Annotated in this window: 14 protein-coding genes and 1 pseudogene; all 15 read left to right on the forward strand. The window is 37.8% G+C overall.

Annotated elements, in window-relative coordinates:
* The first annotated feature begins 8 nt into the window (after positions 1 to 8).
* Complete coding sequence (locus SIL79_RS13220) at positions 9 to 980, forward strand: Wzz/FepE/Etk N-terminal domain-containing protein (protein WP_319619334.1); 972 nt, start codon at positions 9 to 11, stop codon at positions 978 to 980.
* A gap of 558 nt (positions 981 to 1,538) precedes the next feature.
* Positions 1,539 to 2,340, forward strand: a pseudogene (locus SIL79_RS13230) (IS1182-like element ISLpn13 family transposase); the annotation flags it as partial.
* A 437-nt stretch (positions 2,341 to 2,777) separates the two neighbouring features.
* Complete coding sequence (locus SIL79_RS13235) at positions 2,778 to 4,076, forward strand: hypothetical protein (protein WP_319619335.1); 1,299 nt, start codon at positions 2,778 to 2,780, stop codon at positions 4,074 to 4,076.
* A 17-nt stretch (positions 4,077 to 4,093) separates the two neighbouring features.
* Entirely contained in the window at positions 4,094 to 5,215 is a 1,122-nt protein-coding gene (locus SIL79_RS13240) for a polysaccharide pyruvyl transferase family protein (RefSeq protein WP_319619336.1), read from the forward strand.
* A gap of 2 nt (positions 5,216 to 5,217) precedes the next feature.
* Complete coding sequence (locus SIL79_RS13245; protein ID WP_319619337.1) at positions 5,218 to 6,360, forward strand: hypothetical protein; 1,143 nt, start codon at positions 5,218 to 5,220, stop codon at positions 6,358 to 6,360.
* Entirely contained in the window at positions 6,353 to 7,327 is a 975-nt protein-coding gene (locus SIL79_RS13250; RefSeq protein ID WP_319619338.1) for a GNAT family N-acetyltransferase, read from the forward strand. Before SIL79_RS13245 ends, SIL79_RS13250 begins: the two co-directional genes overlap by 8 nt.
* Before the next feature lie 44 nt (positions 7,328 to 7,371).
* The gene (locus tag SIL79_RS13255) at positions 7,372 to 8,160 is read left to right on the forward strand and encodes a polysaccharide deacetylase family protein (RefSeq protein WP_319619339.1); all 789 of its coding nucleotides are present in this window, start codon (positions 7,372 to 7,374) and stop codon (positions 8,158 to 8,160) included.
* Between the two features lie 146 nt (positions 8,161 to 8,306).
* Positions 8,307 to 9,344 (forward strand): glycosyltransferase, encoded by a 1,038-nt coding sequence (locus SIL79_RS13260; RefSeq protein ID WP_319619340.1) that lies wholly within the window; start codon positions 8,307 to 8,309, stop codon positions 9,342 to 9,344.
* A 39-nt stretch (positions 9,345 to 9,383) separates the two neighbouring features.
* Positions 9,384 to 10,421 (forward strand): polysaccharide biosynthesis protein, encoded by a 1,038-nt coding sequence (locus SIL79_RS13265; RefSeq protein WP_319619341.1) that lies wholly within the window; start codon positions 9,384 to 9,386, stop codon positions 10,419 to 10,421.
* 1 nt (position 10,422) lies between these two features.
* A complete protein-coding gene (locus SIL79_RS13270; protein WP_319619342.1) occupies positions 10,423 to 11,295 on the forward strand; it encodes a dTDP-4-dehydrorhamnose reductase family protein in 873 nt (290 codons plus the stop codon).
* Positions 11,288 to 12,418, forward strand: a complete 1,131-nt coding sequence (gene wecB / locus SIL79_RS13275; protein WP_319619343.1) for a non-hydrolyzing UDP-N-acetylglucosamine 2-epimerase — start codon at positions 11,288 to 11,290, stop codon at positions 12,416 to 12,418. Before SIL79_RS13270 ends, wecB begins: the two co-directional genes overlap by 8 nt.
* A 3-nt stretch (positions 12,419 to 12,421) precedes the next feature.
* Positions 12,422 to 13,633 (forward strand): glycosyltransferase family 4 protein, encoded by a 1,212-nt coding sequence (locus SIL79_RS13280; protein ID WP_319619344.1) that lies wholly within the window; start codon positions 12,422 to 12,424, stop codon positions 13,631 to 13,633.
* Entirely contained in the window at positions 13,630 to 14,577 is a 948-nt protein-coding gene (locus SIL79_RS13285) for a UDP-glucose 4-epimerase family protein (RefSeq protein WP_319619345.1), read from the forward strand. The genes SIL79_RS13280 and SIL79_RS13285 overlap by 4 nt, the downstream gene beginning before the upstream one ends.
* A gap of 9 nt (positions 14,578 to 14,586) precedes the next feature.
* Positions 14,587 to 15,135, forward strand: a complete 549-nt coding sequence (locus SIL79_RS13290; RefSeq protein WP_319619346.1) for a sugar transferase — start codon at positions 14,587 to 14,589, stop codon at positions 15,133 to 15,135.
* Positions 15,136 to 15,493: 358 nt separating this feature from the next.
* A complete protein-coding gene (locus SIL79_RS13295; RefSeq protein ID WP_319619347.1) occupies positions 15,494 to 17,440 on the forward strand; it encodes a nucleoside-diphosphate sugar epimerase/dehydratase in 1,947 nt (648 codons plus the stop codon).
* The last annotated feature ends 61 nt before the right edge of the window (positions 17,441 to 17,501 follow it).

The raw sequence follows: 17,501 nt of genomic DNA on the forward strand, positions 1-17,501 counted from the left end.
AAAAAAATATGACATCAAATATTACCCCTCAGCATCATCCTGACGCGCAGTTTGCGGCGAATGCGCTAAGAGATGATGAAATCGATCTTCGTGAACTTTTCAGCGTAATTTGGCAAGGTAAATGGCTTATTGCGGGTATCACCCTGGTGTTTGCCGTTGCCTCTGTGGTTATCGCGCTAATGCTACCGAATATCTATAAATCGGAGGCGTTATTGGCCCCAGCGTCGGAAGAACAGGGCGCAGGAGCGCTTGCGGGACTCGCCTCCCAGTTTGGTGGCCTTGCCAGTATGGCGGGGATTAACTTAGGCGGCAAAGGTGGCACTGATAAGACACAACTGGCTATTGAAGTACTCAAGTCAAGGCAATTTATCGGGAACTTTATTGAAAAACACCAAATACTACCTGAGCTAATGGCGGTTGATAAGTGGCATATGGCCGACAATAGTTTGTCATTTGACCCGGATATTTATGAGCAAAGCAGCAAGACTTGGGTACGTGACGTAAAGCCGCCATTTCAGCCAAAACCTTCTTTACAGGAGGCTCATAAAGAGTTTTTAGAAATTTTTTCTGTTAATAAAGATAAAGATACTGGGATGGTTAAAATCTCGATAGAGCATAAATCCCCTTTTATTGCCAAACAATGGTTAGATTGGTTAGTTGCAGATATCAACCTAACCATGAAAGACCGGGATGTTGCAGAGGCTAATCGAAGTACTGAGTTTTTAAATAAACAGATTGAACTCACAAATGTTGCTGACATTCGAGCCATTCTATACAAGCTGGTAGAAGAACAGGCTAAAACAATAATGTTCGCCGAAGTGCGGGATGAATATGTGTTTAAAACAATAGACCCAGCCATTGTCCCCGAAGAAAAGGCTAAACCAAAGCGGGCATTAATTTGTGTGCTAGGTACCATGGTAGGCGGTATGTTAGCGATAATGATCATTCTTATCAGACATTTTGTTAAAAAAGAAAGTTAAAAAAATGAAATTGTGGGCCTATTGGGATATTTTCCTAAAATACCGAAATACCTAGACTTTTTATGGGATTACGAAAATGGATGGTCTCAAAATGGACGAGCAGTGCTTCAGCTAGGTTTGAAAGGCTGAGATATAAAATTGCTAAAATGCAATAAGTGGTCAGTTACTTCTCACCATTACTATATTATTTAAATACGGTATTTAGTCAGGTTAAGAACTCTAAGCCTTACCTTGGTTTAAGTTTTTGATTTTATACTTCTTTTTAGTAATAAGAGAGTTGGTCCATATCGCAACTACAACTATTCAAGTACTTTTCAAACATTAATGGCCCTCGTCAACAGGTAAAGTTGTCCATAAACTCTTTGATTATCCTATTCCTTATCCTTAGCGCAGTGATTGCTGGCTACCAAGGGGGAAGAAAAGGTAAGCGCGAGAATATCAGTTTTGATATCTTATGAGAGTTGCGGTGGTAATTCAACGAGAATTCATTTGGCCGTGGATAGTGGTGGATTGCCAATTAATTTCGAGCTATAAGAATTTCGACGAGGCCTTCACTGAAAACTGTTTTCGCTTTACGTCGACCACCCCAGAGGTAAACCCCCATTCCAACGGCACAATTAACTATGGCGACACTCCTTCAGTCCTATGAGCAAAAGTCTGATGCTGGCGCGATACTCGCTGCTATGCTCGATGCTTGTTGGCAGATGGTACTTAATTGCTTAGGGAGTGATGAGCCACCATTTTTACATGGCGTTCTTTGTGACTTCAGACATTGTTTGGTTAAAGCTAATATGGATGAAGCCTTACTTGAGCAAACCGTTAAGGTTGCCTGAGAGTTTGGCGGCTTGGCCATGCTCAGTTGAGGATTGCACTTGGCTCTGCACCATTGCAGGTAGATAAAGAGTCGCTACTGTCTGACGGCCGAACTAAGCTGCTAGGATAAAGCAGTATCAAGGCCGCCCTCGATATTGACTGGTCATGGCCTACTGAAAAATCCGAGGCCATCAATACCTTGATGTCTGATGTTAGCCAGTTACAACGCTGGTTGGATGCACAGGGCGAATTGTTCAAAGAGCACAAAGAACTTAAAGAAAGTTTAACTTTATTATAAACCGTACTATCTCAAAATATTGAACCCGACCTAGATGGTGATGGTGGTTGCCCAGTTAAGCTGGGGGGCAGCTGATTGGCGGATCTCAATTAGTGGTAGCGAAATGCGCCACGGTAGAAAATCCAAATCCCGTGCAATAAACGGATACAAGCAGCATATTGCTATCGACTTAGACACGAACTAATACTGGCGACATCGGTCAGGCCAGCGAATGAGCCTGAGCTCAAGGCGAGCGAGCATCTCAAGCTATAAATAACCCTTTGTGGTGAGGTGGTTCAACTCAGCATAGATCGCGGTTATTTTGCCGCAGAGGGTCGACCGTTTAACTGGAGCGGTATGTGTCGTGATGCTCACGTACCATTCGGCGAGGGGATGCTGTGGGAAGTTCCACCGGTCCGGAATTAAAGTATATGATTGTCGTATCCAACGTAATGGTGCACCTAAAATTATGGTAGGTGATAGGCATGTTGAAGTGAATCGTCTTCTGTCATAGACAAGCTTTAAGAAAGGAGGAAGAGCGAAACAAATGAAAGCCAATCGCAACAGCGATCACCATGAAAAGTTTATATTTGGCAAGTGAATTTTCATGCCCTTCCCCTGAGTGGTGAGCTATTTTACAGCAATATATAATTAAATTGCTATTCATAGATTTAAAGTTTTTTAATATTCGTTGTTAGGAATTTGGTTTGAAAAATTTTAGCTTTTTAAACTTAAAGATAAAAAAAATGTTCATTCAATACAGGCTTGCCAGTATGATGTTCTTAACGTCTACAAATGTTGTAGTCGGCTTAATAAACATTAGTCTTTGCTTCAGACTTTTGTCAGATGAAAGTTTTGGAACTTGGATTATCGCTTATAGTATATATCAATGGATAACCTCGTTTGATGGTGGTGTGGGGAATCAAGCTAGAAATAAATATACTTTAGCAGAGCAGGATGGCGACTTAATAAGAAAGAAAAACTTGATAAGAGAGGCCTTTAGAAAATCAGGTTTTTCTCTTTTAGTTATTTGGGGTGGGTGGCTTTTTGGCTCATTTTTTATTGATTGGGGGCAAATACTTTCTCAACCAATGTCTGAATATTTTTTAGAGTTTATGGTTTTATTTGGTCTAATAAATGTTTGGTCAAAATTGGTAAATAAATTTTTATTCGCTATAAATTTAGGCTTTGTAACAGTAATTGTCCCCGTCATTAATAACCTAATAGTAACTGTAGGGCTATTGTTGCTTAAATTCAACTTTTTTTCTGATTTAATAATTGGTTTTGAAGTTTACTATGTTGCAACCTTATATGTTGTTTTTTCTCCAATACTTAACCTCCTAATTTTATATAAATGTTTTAATGGTTATTTATTCAATGTGCCTAGTTCAATAAAGGATGAATTGACCTATAGAGACGGACTATGGTTTCTATTATTTCAAGGGCTTAGTGGGGTTATTTTGCTAGCGCTTCCTGTAGTAATAGGGGTGGTTGGAAATACAAAGCTAGCCGGGGAGGCTGGTATATTGCTGAGGTATTATTCTCTCCCATTACTCATTTTAACAGTATTTTTGCAATATGAATGGCGAAATATAACTCTTGCTTCAACAAAAAGAATAAAATGTGAACTATTTGTTTGGAATAAACGCCTTTCATTTACATGGCTATTCATTATGCTTTCTTTCTTATGCCTTTTTATGCTCGATGAGTTTATTTTGAAGTTGTGGCTTGGTGGTGCAATTAATCTCCCACAAAATTGGTCATTTATGTTTGCATTACTCTTTGCCTTGATTGCTACTAAAAGGTTTGTAACAACTGCGTTACAAGCAATTGGCTCTATCAAACGTCCAGCGATTATATCCGTAATAACATTATTAGTAATATTATTTCATCTAAATATGAGAGATACTAACACTGAGTTACTTTTGTTTTCTCTAATAATATCAACTTTTATAGAGATATCTATCCTCTTACTATCAATGAGATACCGTAAAATACAAATATAAAATAAGGAGCATAACTTGTGAAAGTTTTAAAGTTTTCATGTGTTTCAGGCTTGAATTCTGGTGATGACCTAATTTCTTACGTTATTGAGCAAGAGTTTAAGATAAAGCATGCAATTATTAGTCTTGATATTATGGGGCTAAAGTTTGATTTAGAAAAAAGAATAAATACCAAAAATACACATAAGGTTCCAAATAATAATAAGTTACGCAATTCTCTGGCTGGCTTCGTTAGGTGGTGTGATTATATATTAAATCATAGAAGTAAATTTAGAGAGGCAATAAAAAATAGTGAATTGGTTATTATAGGAGGGGGGCAAATAATCGACGATTTTGCTACGGGCCATATGCTGTATCGTATAATTGATATCATTAGAATTTGCCGTAGATTTAATATTCCTGTAATTATTAGCTTTGTTGGTGTCAGTCAATTAAGCAAAAAAAACTTTAGTAAGCTTGAATCTTTAGCACCTTACTTAGACAATTTTTGTGTACGTGACTCTAAGTCACTGGCTAGGCTCAAAGACAATAATATAAAGGCAAGGGAAACTAATTTAGTAGCAGATCCTGTTTTTAATATTTCAAAATGGGTGACTTTAAATAATAGTGAGACAAAGTATATTGGTGTAAATATTATGAACCTAAATTCAGTATTAGGTTTAAAACATCAAAACCTTGAAACATGTGCGAAGAACTTAATTGAAATTGCAAAAGAGTTACATCTAGAAGTAAGACTTATATTGACTAGCTTTGGACAAGACTTAGATATGGCCAGAGAGTTAGAAAAGCACTTTAAACATGCAAATTATCGAATAGATATAAAGTTTGTAACTAACCCAGAATCTGTGGCTGAAGCCTATTCAGGGGTTGAAATTATGTTTTCGCATCGTATGCACTCAAGTATTATTGCAATGTCATATGGTATACCGTGCTTTGCATACAACTGGCATACAAAAGTTGAAGGGCTTGAAAAGTTAGTAAATAAAGATAATAAAATCTTAAAAATCCATGAAGACCTTAATTTTGAGAGTCATTTACTTATGGAGAGTGCTAAGGCTATGCTTTTAAGTAAACATGACAATGATTTTGACTTGAAAAACTTAAAATCTGAAATAAATAATTATTTTTCTGGCATTATCTGAAGATGAAATTAGCGTTACTTCTTATTTTTCTATCGCCTACAAATATGTTTGGATATTTTGTCCAGTCATTTTTATTGGTAGTATTTGTAGTTAGAAAAATTTGTTCTAAAGGATTGAATTTCGATAGTTTTCAACTTGGGAGCGCCTATGTATGGGCTTTTTTGTGTGTACTATCAATTTCGATCGGTACAAGCATTGGGTTGGATATTGCATTTAGCTCCTACTTACTGTTTATATTTGTCTTTTTTTCAATTGTATTATTTCCATTTGATATAAAATTTTCTTCGATATCGAACTCACTACTAGTAATTGCTTATTTAATTTTATTTTCACAGCTAACGATAGCTTTTCGCATTGAACCTTTTAGTGAATTTTTGCTCAATATATATTCGAATGATGAACATTTGATCAAAGAATTTATTCAGAGTGCCGGGATGAGTCAGCTCTCTTGGATTCGCTTCGGTGGTATTTTTATTAACCCCAACCAATGCGCTAAAGCTTATACCCTTATTTTGGGATTACATTTTGCAATATCTAAGTATGATACTAAACCTAAATCCGCGGTACACTTTTTTCTTATCTGTTTTATCGGTTTACTTTTAACAGGAAGTCGAACAGGCATGGGGATTGCCGTTTTAATGATGATGTTTAGTAATGGTGTAAGCCTTATTCGTCTACTCATACTTAGTACTCCTTTGATTATAGTATTTTCAATTGCTGTCATTATGAACTTAAGATTTGTTGATCTCGATACTTTACTTCTAAGCTTTGGTGAGAAAAACATTGTAATAACAGAATATCTTTTCTACATTAATGATATTTCTAAAGCTGCTTTAATATTTGGTACTGGTGATGTTAGCCGTATAGAATATGATTTTGGAATGAGACTAAACAGTTTTGACAGTGAATTGGGTTATTTATTGCAAGGTTTTGGTCTTGTGTCTTTGGTAATCATTTTTTTCTTTATCTGGTCTAGCTTTAGAGCGGTAAGAGGCAGTAGTAGAGTTTTTTTAATTAATCTACTCTGGCTATCAAGTTCAACAATATTAGTTAATTTTCGATTCGGCTTTCTTTATTTCATTTGTCTTTCGATAATACATACTGTCCAATTACATAATAATCAATTAGGGAGACGAGATGCTTGAAATAGAAATCACTACAGGTGTAACTAATACTGATTTTGCATCCATAGCAAGTAATCGCTGTAAAGCCCACAAACATTCTTATTTAGAAAGTGATGATTGGGTAGACTGGAAGTTTAATAACAGTCCCTATGGGAGGGCTATTGTAGCACTCGCTCGGAATGAGAAATCAGAGGTGATTGCTTGTAATGCTTATGGCATGTTAGAGTACACAGTAGATAACAAGATATTTAAAGTTGCTGAACCATATGAAACATACGTTCATGACGATTACCAAGGTAAAGGCTTGTTCAGCAGGATGTTGGCTAAAATTAAAGAGGAAGCAAAGTCTCAAGGTTTGGATGGCTTGCTTTTTTTTCCAAATGAGCAAAGCTTGAATTCTTTAAAAAGAAGTAAGGACTGGATAAGGTTAGATACAAAAGTCAAGTACCTAATTAGCCCATCCATATCATTTTCAAATTTTTTCAATTTTATCGATATAAAGAATTCCTTTATTCCTTTAAGGTCTTTAGAACAAAAAACAAGATTATTTGATTTTAAATATTACAACCTACAAAAAAGTAGGAATTTGAAGCTAAATGCAAATCAAAACTATCTTAAATGGCGATTTAATATGCCTACTATAAACCTATACAGAAAGTTTACGAGTGTAAATACAGAGATAGTTATACGTGAAGGAGTAAGGGGACGCCTTAAAGAGGCACAGGTTATCTATATTGGAACCAATGAAAAGTTTAATTCAAAATTACTTAGAAAAGAGTTACTAAATACCTTTAGAATATTACACCAGGAGTTTGACCTTGTGGGGGTTCCTCTATCTGAAAATAATGAATTATCTAGTGTTTTAAAAGATATGTGGTTTATCTCTTTCCCCTCTAGGACAAATGTTTTCGTCCAGCCGATTAGTGATGTTTTTAAAGAACATATAGAACGATTATCATTGTCAGGTTTGGATTTTCATACATATTAGTCTATTAATGTATGATTTCCGCTCTATTTTAATTGAGAGGTTTTATGGTGAGCGCAGTTCGTAAATTATTAAGAAGTAATTATTTAAATTTTGCCGGTAAGTTCGCTTCAGAAAAATTGCCAAGTGCGCATATTTTAGCAGGGCATTATATTGCTTTAGACAAATTAAATTCATCTGAAAGACTAAAAATTTTGAATCGTTTTTACGATACATTGCAAAATTTAGGTGAATTAAGTAATTTTGATGATGTAGTAAAGCGTGTTAAAAATAGAGACTTACCAGTTGATAGGTCAATTATTAGCTTATGCTTTGATGATGGTTTTAAAGAATGCGAAGACATAGCTAACTTCTTTGATAAAAAAGGAATAAAAATTGGTTTTTTCATCAACAGCGGAGCTATTGAAGCAGAACAAGATTATTACCCAGAGCATTATGAGAGATTAGTAATTAAAGGAAAAGAGTTTTTAGATTGGAAGACATTAAAAGATATGCACTCTTCAGGTCATACAATTGGTTCTCATACTTTTGACCATGTGAGGTTGAATATTGCAGATTCTCAAATACTCAAAACGCAAATTATTGAAGATAAAATTTTTATAGGGAAGAAGTTAGGTGCTGAATGTGATTATTTTGCTTGGCCATATGGTACTGCTTCTGACATCTCTTGTGATGCATTAAATTTGTCGACGGAAACATTTAAATACGTTTTTAGTTCCTGTAATTATGAACGTTATGAAAGTAACAATGGTAATGTAATAACTAGGCGGCATATCGAACCATTTTGGAATAGTAGTCATGTTAAGTACTTTCTTAGTAGGCGTAGGAAGTACTAACTAATTATTCATTAATATTTTGGTATCCAAAGATATCCAAAGATATCCAAAGAACTGATGGTCTTTCAGGAACTAATAAACTATTAAATTTGCCGTCTTTATAAGTGTTTGTATTTAAGTGTCGTTCCAAGGAAATGGTGTGTTAAATGAGTTATAAGTACTTGATTCAAGCAAATAGTATCCACTCTGGTGGTGGAGATACGCTGCTTAATTCATTATTGCAGGAATTAGATGAACAATCTTATGTGTTTATAGATGAAAGAAAAATATTGAATGACGTAGATTTTCATTTTAAAAAAGTTAAACCAAGCTTAACCGACAGGTTGTTTTCTGAATATAGCTTGAAGAAATTAAGCCGGGAAAGCACAAAGAATCTTATTTTTACTAACTTACCCCCAGTTTTTAAGCTTAAAGGTAAAACCGTTTTATTTGTCCAGAATGTTAAGTTGCTCCATTTTGGTGATGATAAAAAATATGGATTAAAAGTGTTCTGTAGGTTATATCTAGAACGTATATGGCTTAGACTTTTTATAAAAAATGTCGATAGGGTTATTGTGCAAAGTGCAACAGTAAAATGTCAAGTGCAAACTGTTTTTGGAAATGAAATAGATATAAAGGTAGCACCATTTTTACTTTCCTTAGATAGGTTTTTTAGGGGGAGGAATGCATTAAGTAATGTGGAATCAGATTTATCTAAAAAGTTTCTATATGTCGCTTCAGGTGAGCCACACAAAAATCATGTTAGACTAATAGAAGCTTGGATAATACTTGCGACTAAAGGTTTATACCCTCTTTTAGCTCTTACTTTAGATGTAGTAAGGTCAAAAGATTTGATTGAATATTTAAATTGTTGTGTTGAGAAATATAATCTGAATATAATCAACTTGGGTTGGTTGACTCAAAGTAAGATTGCAACAACCTACTCTGAGTATGATTGTTTAATATACCCATCTAAAATGGAGTCATTCGGGATTCCTTTAGTTGAAGCCAGAATTAGTAATCTTGATATAATTGCTAGTGAGCTAGATTATGTTCGGGAGTTAGTCGATTCAGAAGAATCTTTTAACCCTGATTCTGCGGTCTCGATTGCAAGGGCTGTTTGCCGGTATTTAAATTTTGACTATAAAAATATTCTACCAATTGAGTCTAAACATTTGTTACACGAGGCATTCGAAGGCTTGTAGCCTCAGTTGATTGCTTCCTTGATATCTAATGGAAAGATAATGTTTAAAAATAAAGTGTTACTTATTACTGGCGGTACAGGATCTTTTGGTAATGCTGTTTTGCGTCGTTTTTTAAATACAGATATAAAAGAAATTCGTATTTTTTCACGTGATGAAAAAAAACAAGATGACATGCGTAAGCATTTTCAATCAGATAAGTTAAAATTTTATATTGGTGATGTTCGCGACAGTCAAAGTATTCTAAATGCTATGCGTGGAGTTGATTATGTTTATCATGCAGCAGCGTTGAAACAAGTCCCTTCTTGTGAATTTTATCCATTGGAAGCCGTTAAAACTAACGTTTTGGGTACAGAAAACGTACTAGAGGCCGCTATTGCTAATAATGTTGAGCGTGTGGTGTGTTTGAGTACAGATAAAGCTGTTTATCCTATTAATGCTATGGGTATTTCAAAAGCGATGATGGAAAAAGTCATTGTAGCTAAAAGTCGTAACTTAGAACATACCAATACAACTATTTGCTGTACACGCTACGGTAACGTAATGGCGTCCCGTGGCTCGGTCATTCCTTTGTTTATTCGTCAGGTGGTTCACAATCAACCAATTACTATTACTGATCCCACCATGACACGTTTTATGATGACCTTAGATGATGCGGTTGACTTAGTTTTACATGCTTTTGAGAATGGACAGAATGGTGATATTTTTGTACAAAAGGCGCCAGCAGCAACTATTGAAGTGTTAGTAACCGCGTTACTCGAAATGCTTAATAAACCTGAGCATGTTGTAAACGTAATTGGTACACGCCACGGCGAAAAATTGTTTGAAGCGCTATGTAGCCGTGAAGAAATGTTTGTAGCACAAGAACAGGGTGAATACTTTAGAGTGCCTGCCGATAACAGAGATTTAAATTACTCAAAGTTTTTTGAAGAAGGCGAGTCCGACTTATCAAAGGTTGAAGATTACAACTCTCATAATACTGAACGCTTAGATGTTGAAGGTATGAAGCAATTATTACGTAAACTTGATTTTATGCGTGAAATCGAATCTGGCAACATCATTATTCCAGAGGGGGTATAATGTGAAAATTATTGTTGTTGGGGCAACAGGGATGCTGGGGTTCAGCATCTTTTCTACTTTATCAGAGGTGGCTAACCTAGATGTGTATGGCACCGTTCGTACGGTAAACGGTCTGGAGAAATTTTTTCCATCAACTGATAAATTGATTCCTAATGTTGATGTTAAAGATTTCACCACACTGGAAAGTGCTGTTTTAGCTGTTCAACCAGACGTTGTCATAAACTGTATTGGTTTAATTAAGCAGTATGATGTTTCTAAGCAGCACGTTGAAGCTATAGGGATCAACGCTTTGTTGCCACACCAAATTGCACAACTTTGCGATACCGTTCAAGCACGCTTAATTCATTTTTCAACGGACTGTGTCTTTGATGGTAAAGTGGGTAACTATTTAGAGTCAGACTTGCCAACTGCGATGGACCTGTATGGAAAATCCAAATGCCTTGGTGAAGTCGATTACGGTAAACATGTAACACTACGTACTTCAATTATCGGGCATGAGTTGAAATCTTGTGTCAGCTTAATTGATTGGTTCTTAAGTCAAGAAGGTTTTGTAAAAGGCTACTCCAAAGCAGTATTTTCTGGTCTGCCAACGGCTTATGTTGCAAAAGTACTCGCAGATTATGTTCTTCCTGCTTCATCACTTTCCGGTTTGTATCATTTGTCTGTAGCTCCTATTGATAAGTACTCTCTAATCAGAAAAGTCGCGGATGTCTACAATAAACAGATTGAAATTGAGAAGTTTGAAGACTTTGTAATTGATCGGTCTCTTGATTCATCGAGGTTCCAAGCTGCGACAGGATTTGTACCACCAAGTTGGGATGAGTTGATAAACTTCATGCACAGTGATTACAGCAAGAGATATAACCATGAGTAAATTAAAAGTAGTAACAATAGTTGGCACTCGTCCTGAAATTATTCGCCTCTCAAGAACGATTGCGAAATTAGATCAATATACAGAGCACACTTTAGTACATACAGGTCAGAATTACGACTATGAACTAAACCAGATTTTTTTTGATGACCTTGGTATTCGCCCACCAGATGTTTTCTTAGAGTGTGCAGGTGGTAGCGCTGCTGAAACTATGGCTCAGGTTATAAGTAAATCAGATAAGCTGTTTGAACAACTTAAACCAGACGCCGTGTTGATCTTAGGTGATACGAATAGTGCATTGTCAGCAATTTCTGCGAAACGAAAAAAGATTCCTATCTTCCATATGGAGGCAGGTAACCGTTGTTTTGATTTACGTGTACCTGAAGAGATAAACCGCAAGATTGTCGACCATATCTCGGATGTAAATCTACCATACAGCGATATCGCTCGAGATTACCTACTACGAGAGGGGATTAGCCCAGATTTTATCGTGAAAACTGGTAGTCCGATGGATGAGGTGCTGAATCATTATGAAGAGAAAGTTACACAGTCGGATGTCTTAAGGCGTTTAGAGCTGGCTAGTGAGAACTACTTCTTAGTAAGCGTACATCGAGAAGAAAATGTAGACTCAGAACGTAATATAAACAATTACGTACTAGCATTAAATACAATTGCTGAAAAGTATAAGTTACCAATTATTGTATCTACTCATCCTAGAACAAGAAAAAAAATTGAATTACTCAATTTACAGTTTCATCCTTTGGTGCGTTTAATGAAGCCACTTGGTTTTAGCGATTACATTCGCCTACAGAAAGAAGCTAAGGTGGTGCTGAGTGATAGTGGCACTATCACAGAGGAGTCTTCGATTTTAAACTTTCCTGCAATCAATATCCGGGAAGCCCAAGAAAGACCAGAAGGCTTTGAAGAAGGAGCCGTGATGTTTACGGGAATGAGCGTAGAAAGAATTATACAAGCAGTTGAAATATTGGATGATCAGCCTAGAGGGGAAAGGCGTTTACTTAATAAGGTCGCTGATTATGTTGCACCAAATGTATCAGATAAAGTTCTACGCACAATTTTGAGTTATACGGATTACGTTAAACGTGTTGTCTGGAAGGAATATTAAGCAGTGAGAATTGCATTATTTCCAGATGACTACTTGCCAAGTAGCACGCTAGTTCATGCGAAAATGTTTCATGAACTAGCTTTAGAGCTCAAAAGGCTCGGTCACGAACCTATTATCATTACGCCTAGTCATGGTAAGCAACAGCAGCGATTAGCAATTGAACAGTTCGAAGGCATAGAAGTTTGGCGCTTTCGCAGTTCTCAGATGAGAGGGAGAGGTAAGGTCCAAAGGACGATCACTGAAACGCTACTGTCATTGAATGCTTATTTGGCGTTGAAGAGTAGTAGGAATGTTAAGTTATTTGATGCCTGTGTGAATTATTCACCAACGATCTTTTTTGGTCCACTAATGCATTGGTTAAAGCGTAACTTCGGCACGTATAACTATCTTGTGTTAAGAGATATGTTTCCACAGTGGGTTATTGACGAGGGACTAATATCAGCAAGGTCACCTATAGCGTCTTATTTTCGTTTCTTTGAAAAAATTAACTATAACGCTTCGGATGCCATTGGTTTAATGTCGCCAGCCAATGTTAAGTATTTTTCTATGCTGCACCCCACTTATCATAACCTTCAAGTTCTGAGAAATTGGGCTGATGTGAATCCTAAGAGTTTTAGCACCTCGCTGATAGATATCAGAAAGAAGTGTCAACTGGATGATAAGGTTATTTACTTTTATGGCGGTAACATTGGCCATGCACAAGATATGGGTAATTTATTGCGTTTGGTCGAATCTATGCAAGCTCATTCTGAGGCACATTTTCTCTTTATTGGGCAGGGCGACGAATTTGAACTGGTAGAGAGTACCAAGGCGAACCTAGGTCTCGATAACCTAACGCTTCTACCCTCAATTACTCAAGATGAGTATAAAGAAGTTTTGACTCAAGTCGATGTGGGTTTGTTTTCACTTGCTAGAACACATAAAGCTCACAACTTTCCGGGGAAATTGCTAGGTTATATGGTGCAGTCTCTTCCTATTTTAGGTAGTGTGAACCAAGGTAATGATGTCATAGAGTTTATTAATGATCAGGGGGCTGGTAAGGCTTACATCAATGGTGAAGACCAATTGTTGTATGAGGCTGCGCTGATGCTACTTCAAGATCAAGCTTTGCGTAAAGAAATGGGCATTAAGGCTTACGAAGTGTTAAAAGCCAGTTTTTCTGTGCAAGCTGCCGCTAGCCAGATCATAGATACAATTGAGAAAGCAAACCAATGAAAATAATGTTAACCGGTGCCTCAGGTTTCATTGGCAGTAAGTTATTAGAGCAGTTGCCCTCTGATACATTGTCGTTAGGACGGGTAAAGCCTGCAGGGAAGACTCATGAGCAATTCTTTAAACTTGAAATCAAAGATGATACTGATTACTCAGTGGCATTAAGTGGTGTGGACGTTATTGTTCACCTTGCCGCTCGTGTTCATATTATGAATGATACATCTCTTGATCCGTTAAGGGAGTTTAGAGAGGTTAACACAGCAGGAACGATGAACCTAGCTCGACAAGCCGTTAAGGCCGGAGTTAAGCGGTTTATCTTTGTCAGTTCTATCAAGGTTAATGGTGAGTCAACCGAGATTGGTAAACCTTTTACTGAAAGTGATGATAGATGCCCTGAGGATTTTTATGGACAATCCAAATCTGAAGCCGAAGTACAATTATTAGAGCTGGCTGAACAAACCGGGTTAGAAGTCGTCATCATTCGACCTACATTAGTTTACGGACCAGGGGTTAAGGCTAATTTTGCTTCGCTATTACACTTAGTTTCAAAAGGTTTACCATTGCCTTTCGGCAGTGTTAAGGATAATAAGCGTAGTCTCGTTTCAGTCACTAATCTTGTTGACTTGATTATTACCTGTATTGATCACCCAAAAGCTGCTAATCAGGTATTTTTGGTTTCCGATGACCACGATATTTCTACAGTTGAAATGGTAAAGCATATGTCTCAAGCACTAGGGAAATCGAGTCGATTGCTTCCCGTTCCTTTGTGGTGTTATCGTTTAGTGGGTAAGTTAACAGGAAAAATGGGTGTTGTTGATAGACTTATAGGCTCATTGCAAGTCGATATCACCCATACTAAGAACACGCTGGGCTGGACACCACCACAAACGCTTGAACACGGTTTCAAAGAAGCTGCAGAAGCTTTTCTCCGCAATAAAAATATATAGAGTATTCATATGATTCGTCTAATTGATTTCTTGGCTGCTTTCTTTGGTTTGATGATACTTTGGCCTGTATTACTGATTATAACTATCATTGGCATGTTCGATACAGGTTCTCCAATTTTTGTGCAGACTCGTGTTGGTAAAAAAAAGAAGCCTTTTAAGTTGATCAAGTTTCGTACAATGTCGGTTGAAACTAAGTCAGTTGCTAGCCATCTTGCTAGTAATGCATCAATTACTAAGCTGGGTGCCTTTCTGCGTAAGACAAAAATCGATGAATTGCCCCAGTTGATTAACGTTGTTAAAGGTGAAATGAGTTTAGTGGGACCACGTCCTAACTTGTTTAATCAAGAAGAGTTAATAAAAGAGCGAGATGCACAAGGTGTGTATGATGTTTTACCCGGTATAACAGGTTTAGCCCAAGTGCAAAATATCGATATGTCGACACCTAAGTTATTGGCTGAAACAGATAAAAAGATGATCGATACCTTAAATGTTAAAAACTATTTCAAATATATATTGATGACAGTGACAGGTAGTGGTAGCGGTGATGCTGTAAAATAGTGCTCTCTAAAAATAGCACTCTCTATTGGAAGATACACTCTATTACCTTGTTTTAGCTACAATAACGCCGACCCAAGTCGTCTCATCTTGCTAGCAAAGCGCGACTTAGTGTCTCACGGGAGATTTTTAGTTTGTTAAGCCAAGCTTGATAGCTCTTAGGTGTCGTGTTTTCTAAGAGGGAGTTGTTCCTTACCACTTCGAGTATGGAGCCTTTCTTAACTTATTCACGCGTAACAAGTGCCGATGCTTACCCCTATGGCATGATTGATGTGATATCATGGGCGCTTCGGCTATTGTCATCGAGTCACACACTTTAAGATTGTAATACATTATGAACTTAAATTTCTTGGAGCGAAAAATGGATTTTTTGCAAAGCTTGTTTGGTTTGAAACGCACGCATAAACGTGTGGTTAGTCTTATCATTGATGCTTTATTTCTCAGTTTCGCATTTTGGTCTGCATTGCTAGTGCGCATCGATGACATTGCAGTTCTGACCAATTCCCGCTATTGGCTGCTACTTCTAATGGTTGTCCCTTTGAGCTTAGTGGGTTTTGCGAAGCTAGGGTTATATCGAGCGGTATTGCGCTACATGGGACTGCAGGCTCTTACGGCCATTGGTTTCGGCGTGATGCTTTCAACCATTATGTTGGTCCTTTTTGCGTTTTATGTTGATGCACAATTGCCGCGAACTGTACCTGTGATTTATGCGGCATTTTCATTGGTATTTATAGGTGGCTCTAGGGCAATTGTTCGCTCTCTGGTGGGGGCGGGCATGAAGCGTGTCGGGGAACCTGTCATTATCTATGGCGCGGGTGTTAGTGGCAGACAGTTGTTAACTGCACTTTCTCAAAGCCATGAATATTACCCTTTTGCGTTTGTCGATGACGATCAAACATTGCACGGTACTGTGATTCAGGGAGTCCATGTTCATTCACCTTCAATCATTCGGACGTTAATCAAGCAAAAAGCGGCCACTAAGATATTGCTGGCCATTCCCAGTGCACCTCGCTCTCGTCGTCAGGCGATTTTGGAGCAGTTAGAAACGCTGGCTGTACAGGTGCTTACTTTGCCTGCTATGGCTGATCTCGTCAGCGGTAATAAGCTTTATAGCGATATTAAAGAAGTTGAAATTGATGATCTGCTCGGTCGCGATTGCGTGACGCCTAGGGCGGATCTGTTGGCTGCTAATATTCGTGACAAAGTTGTTATGGTTACGGGGGCCGGAGGCTCCATCGGTTCTGAGTTATGTAGACAGATCTTAAAGCAGTCGCCTAAAAAATTGGTGTTGTTTGAGCTGTCTGAGTTTGGCTTGTATTCAATCGACCGCGAACTTAAAGCCATAGCGAAAGAGTTATCTCTTGATGTACAGATCTATCCCATGATGGGGTCAGTACAGCGGGAGAATCGTGTTCAGGCGGTAATGGAAGCGTTTGAGGTTCAGACCGTATATCACGCAGCAGCCTACAAGCATGTACCACTTGTTGAGCACAACGTTGTAGAAGGTGTGCGTAACAACGTGTTCGGTACTTTGTATACTGCCCGTGCTGCTATTGCGGCTAACGTTGAAACATTTGTGCTGGTCAGTACTGATAAAGCTGTTAGGCCCACCAATGTGATGGGGACCACTAAGCGTATGGCTGAATTAGTCCTTCAAGCATTAGCGGATAAAGGAAGTGCTACCCGTTTTTGTATGGTTCGGTTTGGTAATGTTTTGGGCTCTTCCGGGTCCGTTGTGCCGCTATTCAGAAAACAGATAGCAAATGGTGGCCCTGTTACAGTAACTCATCCTGAAATTACCCGCTTTTTTATGACTATACCTGAAGCTTCTCAGTTGGTTATTCAAGCCGGTGCTATGGGCAAAGGCGGGGACGTTTTTGTGTTAGATATGGGCAAGTCAGTCAAGATTGTTGATTTGGCAACCAAGATGATTCGTCTTAGTGGCTTTGAAGTTAAAGATGAAAAGCATCCTGACGGTGATATTGCCATTGAGTTTTCGGGGTTACGACCAGGCGAGAAGCTCTATGAAGAGTTGCTGATTGGAGATGATGTGACCGGCACTGAGCATGAGCGGATTATGACGGCCAATGAAGTCTTTTTAAAATGGTCGGAACTTGAAGCGATTTTGGCGCGTTTGGACAAAGCGTGTCATGAGTTCCAGCATGAAGAGATAAGGGACATTCTTCTTTCTACACCAACAGGCTTTAGTCCGACAGATGGTATTTGTGATTTAGTCTGGCTGCAGAAAAATCATAATAGTAAGAACAACGACATTAAGGACAAAAAAGTCATACCTCTGGTTTCTTGATTTATCTATCAGTCGATTAAAACTCCCCTTTATTTGGGGAGTTTTTTCGTTTTTTAAAATC

The sequence above is a fragment of the Shewanella indica genome, from assembly GCF_033842865.1.
Taxonomy (GTDB): Bacteria; Pseudomonadota; Gammaproteobacteria; order Enterobacterales; family Shewanellaceae; genus Shewanella; species Shewanella indica.

Bases quoted from the DNA above. Each gene is read 5' to 3' on its own strand.
- wecB (WP_319619343.1), top strand. From the start codon at position 11,288: ATGAGTAAATTAAAAGTAGTAACAATAGTTGGCACTCGTCCTGAAATT.
- SIL79_RS13250 (WP_319619338.1), top strand. From the start codon at position 6,353: ATGCTTGAAATAGAAATCACTACAGGTGTAACTAATACTGATTTTGCA.
- SIL79_RS13255 (WP_319619339.1), top strand. From the start codon at position 7,372: ATGGTGAGCGCAGTTCGTAAATTATTAAGAAGTAATTATTTAAATTTT.
- SIL79_RS13290 (WP_319619346.1), top strand. From the start codon at position 14,587: ATGATTCGTCTAATTGATTTCTTGGCTGCTTTCTTTGGTTTGATGATA.
- SIL79_RS13220 (WP_319619334.1), top strand. From the start codon at position 9: ATGACATCAAATATTACCCCTCAGCATCATCCTGACGCGCAGTTTGCG.
- SIL79_RS13285 (WP_319619345.1), top strand. From the start codon at position 13,630: ATGAAAATAATGTTAACCGGTGCCTCAGGTTTCATTGGCAGTAAGTTA.
- SIL79_RS13260 (WP_319619340.1), top strand. From the start codon at position 8,307: ATGAGTTATAAGTACTTGATTCAAGCAAATAGTATCCACTCTGGTGGT.
- SIL79_RS13245 (WP_319619337.1), top strand. From the start codon at position 5,218: ATGAAATTAGCGTTACTTCTTATTTTTCTATCGCCTACAAATATGTTT.
- SIL79_RS13295 (WP_319619347.1), top strand. From the start codon at position 15,494: ATGGATTTTTTGCAAAGCTTGTTTGGTTTGAAACGCACGCATAAACGT.
- SIL79_RS13265 (WP_319619341.1), top strand. From the start codon at position 9,384: ATGTTTAAAAATAAAGTGTTACTTATTACTGGCGGTACAGGATCTTTT.